Genomic DNA, 3979 nt, shown 5'->3' with positions numbered 1-3979 from the left:
GGCGTTCCTGCGGGCGATCGCCGCGATCGGCCCGGCGGAGGGACGCAAGGCGGCGGGACGGGCGGCCGACGGGCTCGGCGACGTCCCGGCGGCGCCCTGGGAGGGGTCGCTCGGACGGGTCGTGCCCGGCCAGGCGTGGCTGATCCAGGAGGGGCCGCTGGACGGCGACCGCCTCGTCTGCGAGTTCCGCTACGAGGGCGCCGGCACCGCCGGGATGCACGCCCTCGCCGTCCGGCTGACCTACGGCGATGCTCCGTCCGAGGTCGTGATCGTCGGGGACGTCCCGGCGCTGATGGGCGCGGCGCGGCAGGCGATGCAGGCCGAGCTGTGCGTCGTCCAGCCCTATGACGCCGCCGCGGTCGGGGCGAGGCTCCGCACCGTCCTGAACGGCACGGAGCCCCTGCCCGAGGCGTGCTACCCGGCGCTGCCGCTGGCCCGGCACCGCGCATCCCTGCTCTAGCGGCCCATCGCCCGGTAGCGGCGGATCGACAGCGGGACGAACACCGCCGCGATCACCAGCGGCCACACGACCGCCATCAGCAGGCTGTGCTGCGCCACCCAGGAGTCACTGGTGACGGGTGCGCCGAACAGGTCCCGGCACGCCGTCACCGTCGACGACATCGGGTTCCATTCGGCGATCGCACCCAGCCAGCCGGGCATCGTGCTCGGCGCGATCAGCGCGCTGGACAGGAACCCGATCGGCCACACCAGGATCTGCACGGCCACCACCGACTCCGGGCCCTTGGCCATCAGCCCGAGGAAGACGCCCATCCAGACGAGCGCGAACCGCAGGAGCAGCAGGAGCCCGAACCCGGCGAGAGCCTTCGCCGCGCCGTCCTCGACGCGCCAGCCGATCAGCACCCCGCAGGCCGCCATCACGGCCAGCCCGGCGACCGAGTAGATCATGTCGGCGGTCACCCGGCCGGTGACGACGGCGGACGGCGACATCGGCATCGTGCGGAACCGGTCGGTCACGCCCTTCGCCGCGTCGCCCGCGACGCGCACGAACGTCTCCTCGACGCCGAACGCCATCGTCAGCGCGAACATGCCGGGGACGATGAAGGCCCGGTAGCTGCCGCCGCCGGGAACGTCCATCTGGCCGCCGAACAGGTAGCCCATCATCAGCACGACCATCACCGGGAACAGCAGCCCCATGACGATCTGGCCGGGCTGCCGCACCCAGTGCGCGAGGGCACGGCCGGTGAGCGTCCGGCCGTCGGCGACCGCCCAGCGAAGCGTCTGCACGCTCACGTGGGCACCTCCTTCTTCTCCGTGAGGTGCAGGAACACCTCGTCGAGCGTGGGACGTCGCAAGCCGATGTCGGCGACCCTGAGGCCCGCCTCGTCCAGGGCACGGACGGCCTCGGTCAGCGCGGCGGCCCGTCCGGTCACCGGCGCCCCGATGCGCAGGTTCTCGGCGTCCACATCGACCTCCCCGGACGCGACCCGGCCGACGATCGCGGCCGCCGAGGTCAGCGCATCGGGGTCGTCCAGGACGACCTCGATCCGGTCGCCGCCGAGCCGCTTCTTCAGCTGGTCGGGGGTGCCCTCGGCGATGACGCGGCCGTGGTCGATCACCGAGATGCCGGACGCGAGCCGGTCGGCCTCCTCCAGGTACTGGGTGGTCAGCAGGACGGTCGTGCCGCCGTCCACCAGCGCCCGGATCGCGTCCCAGACCTCGTTGCGGCCGCGCGGGTCGAGGCCGGTGGTCGGCTCGTCCAGGAACAGCACCGGCGGCGCGAGGATCATGGACGCGGCCAGGTCGAGGCGCCGCCGCATCCCGCCGGAGTACTCCCCCGCCGCCTTGTCCGCCGCATCGGTGAGCCGGAAGCGCTCCAGCAGTTCGTCCGCTCGCCGCCGCGCCTCCTTCGCGCCGAGGTGGTAGAGGCGGCCGAACAGGACGAGGTTCTGCCGCCCGCCGAGGATCTCGTCGACCGCCGCGTGCTGCCCGACGAGCCCGATCCTGCGCCGCACCTCGCCCGCCGCGCGCACGACGTCGTGCCCGGCGACCCGCGCCGTGCCGCCGTCCGGCCGGGCCAGCGTGGTCAGGACCCGGACGGCCGTGGTCTTCCCGGCGCCGTTCGGCCCGAGCAGCCCGTGCACGGTGCCGGCGGGCACGCGCAGATCGAGCCCTGCGAGGGCCTCGGTGTCGCCGTAGCGCTTGCGCAGCCCCTCGGCGACGACCGCGAACCGTGGTTCGGTCATGCGCCCTCCAAACTATGTACGCAGTACGGATTTACGTTCCGGGGCAATATAACGTACGTCGTACAGAGTTTCATCCCTGAGAGGATCGGACGGTGACCGAGTACAGCGGGACCGGCGACCCGAAACGCACCCTTGAGCTGCTGTGGGGCGTCCAGGAGCGGCCGCGGCGGGGGCCGAAGCCGCGGCTGACCGCCGAGGAGATTGTCCGGACCGCGATCACGCTCGCCGACGCCGCCGGCCTGGACGCCCTGTCCATGCGCCGGATCGCCGACGAGCTGGGCGTCTCCCCCATGTCGATCTACACCTACGTCCCCGGCAAGGCCGAGCTGATCGACGTCATGACCGACCGCGCGTTCGGCGAGCTGACCCCGCCCGAAGACGCGACGTGGCGGGCCCGGCTGGAGCACATCGCGCGCGACAACTGGGCGCTGTTCCACCGCCACCCGTGGCTGCTGCAGATCACAACGGTGCGCCCGCCGATGGGCCCCAACCTCCTCGGCAAGTACGAGTACGAGCTGCGCGCCGTGGACGGCCTCGGCCTTACCGACCTGGAGATGGACTCCGTCGTCGCGCTCGTCACCGGCTTCGCCGAGAGCGCCGCCCGCGTCTCGGTCAACGCCGCCGAGGCCGAGCGGCGCAGCGGCATGAGCGACGAGCAGTGGTGGGAGTCGGTCTCCCCCGTCCTGGACGCGCTCGTGGACGAGGCCGACTACCCCCTCGGCACCCGTGTCGGAACCGCGGCCGGGCAGGAGTACAACGCCGCCGTCGCGCCCGGCCGCGCGTTCGAGTTCGGCCTCGCCCGCGTCCTGGACGGCATCGAGGTCCTGATCAACTCCCGCTAGCCCGCTTGGTCCGCTTCGTCGGAACGGCGCTCGCCGGGTCCTCGGGCCAGGGGTGCTTGGGATAGCGTCCCCGCAGCTCGGCCCGCACCGCCTTGTACCCCTCCCGCCAGAACGACGCGAGGTCGACGGTGACGGCAGCGGGGCGCCCCGCCGGCGACAGCAGATGCACGACCAGCGGCACCCGTCCACCCGCCAGCGAGGGCGCGGCCTCCCAGCCGAACAACTCCTGCAGCTTCACCGCGAGGACGGGCCGCTCCTCCGAGTAGTCGACCCGGACCCGCGACCCGGACGGCACCTCGACCCGCTCGGGCGCGTACTCGTCCAGCCGCTTGGCCTGCTCCCACGCCAACAGACCCCGCAGCATCCCCGCCACGTCGACCCGCGCCAGATCAGCCCTCCGCCGCACCCCCGCCAGCCACTCCGGAACCCGCTCCAGCAGTGCCGCGTCACCCACATCGGGCCACGGCTCCCCGAGCGCCTCATGCAGAAACGCCAGCCGCTGCCGCAGCGCGACGGCCCCCGGCGTCCAGCGGAACAGCCCGAGCCCTTCAGCGCGCACACCATCCAACAATGCGGCCCGCACCAATTCCGGATCAGGATCACGCAGCGGCCGGACGTCCAACTCGATCGCACCGAGCCGCTCGACGCGCCGCGCCACCACGTCCCCGTCCCGCCAGCCGACCTCCTCCACAGTCTCCACCAGCGACGACGCCGCCGCCCGGGCCACATCCTCATCGATCACCACGGCCCGCCGCACCCGAGCCGACGCGGCCCCGGCCGGCCGGTCGGCCTCCGCGACCACAACCCACTCAGGCCGCGCCCCGGCCAACGCCGACCCCTCCGCCAGCACGGCCCCGGTACCGGAAGCCATCAGATACCCGCTCCCCCGCCGCCGCGCCACCCGCTCCGGAAACCCCAACGCCACCACAACCC

4 protein-coding genes and 1 pseudogene are annotated in these 3979 nt (G+C 73.2%); 2 read left to right on the top strand and 3 right to left on the bottom strand.

Going from position 1 to position 3979, the window contains the following annotated elements:
* A pseudogene (locus HUX53_RS05805) lies at positions 1–460 on the top strand (hypothetical protein); the annotation flags it as partial.
* On the opposite strand, the gene HUX53_RS05800 reads toward HUX53_RS05805, so the two are convergent.
* Together HUX53_RS05800 and HUX53_RS05795 are read right to left on the bottom strand one after the other, a co-directional pair.
* Positions 457–1251 (bottom strand): ABC transporter permease, encoded by a 795-nt coding sequence (locus HUX53_RS05800; protein ID WP_309237068.1) that lies wholly within the window; start codon positions 1249–1251, stop codon positions 457–459. The pseudogene HUX53_RS05805 and the gene HUX53_RS05800 sit on opposite strands and share 4 nt — an antisense overlap.
* Positions 1248–2204: an ATP-binding cassette domain-containing protein gene (locus tag HUX53_RS05795; RefSeq protein WP_176402134.1), complete on the bottom strand. Its 957-nt coding sequence runs from the start codon at positions 2202–2204 to the stop codon at positions 1248–1250. Before HUX53_RS05795 ends, HUX53_RS05800 begins: the two co-directional genes overlap by 4 nt.
* A gap of 92 nt (positions 2205–2296) precedes the next feature.
* Between HUX53_RS05795 and HUX53_RS05790 the strand changes: the two genes are divergently transcribed.
* Positions 2297–3046 carry a TetR/AcrR family transcriptional regulator gene (locus HUX53_RS05790; RefSeq protein ID WP_176402133.1) on the top strand — a complete coding sequence of 250 codons (750 nt, stop codon included), beginning with the start codon at positions 2297–2299 and terminating at the stop codon, positions 3044–3046.
* On the opposite strand, the gene HUX53_RS05785 is transcribed toward HUX53_RS05790, so the two are convergent.
* Positions 3033–3979, bottom strand: a 947-nt coding sequence (locus HUX53_RS05785; protein ID WP_303623148.1) for an ATP-dependent helicase C-terminal domain-containing protein, incomplete at its 5' end; no start/stop codon positions are given. The genes HUX53_RS05790 and HUX53_RS05785 overlap by 14 nt on opposite strands.

It is taken from the genome of Actinomadura sp. BRA 177 (genome assembly GCF_013372625.1).
GTDB lineage: Bacteria > Actinomycetota > Actinomycetes > Streptosporangiales > Streptosporangiaceae > Spirillospora.
This window is presented reverse-complemented; position numbering and strand designations above follow the sequence as displayed.

Bases quoted from the DNA above. Each gene is read 5' to 3' on its own strand.
- HUX53_RS05795 (WP_176402134.1), bottom strand. From the start codon at position 2,204: ATGACCGAACCACGGTTCGCGGTCGTCGCCGAGGGGCTGCGCAAGCGC.